This is a genomic window from Cryobacterium sp. RTC2.1 (genome assembly GCF_035018685.1).
Classification (GTDB): domain Bacteria; phylum Actinomycetota; class Actinomycetes; order Actinomycetales; family Microbacteriaceae; genus Cryobacterium; species Cryobacterium glucosi.
On the sequence record NZ_JASJXJ010000390.1, the window covers coordinates 1 to 263 of the forward strand.

Consider the following 263-nt stretch of genomic DNA (forward strand, 5'->3'; position numbering starts at 1 on the left):
GATCGTCACAGCGCAGGGGCGGGTGCAGGCCTGGTTGCTCGGCTCCGGGATGGACGCCTCCGAGCGCTCGCCGGCGACGCTCGAGGCGCTCGAGGGCGCGTTCGCCGAGGGGGTTCCCGTCGTGTGCGACGCGGGCGCCCTCGACCTCGTCGGCAGTCACAGCGGCCCGACCGTGATCACCCCGCACTACCGGGAGCTCGCCGGGCTGCTCTCCGGCGCGGGCTCCGGCGCGGTCTCCGGGCGGCGTGTCGATGTGCCGCCCG

The 263-nt window shown here is 76.4% G+C and carries 1 protein-coding gene; it reads left to right on the top strand.

Annotated elements, in window-relative coordinates:
• Positions 1 to 263: NAD(P)H-hydrate dehydratase (locus tag QN357_RS19420; RefSeq protein WP_323505460.1), on the top strand; the 263-nt coding region annotated here is incomplete at both ends.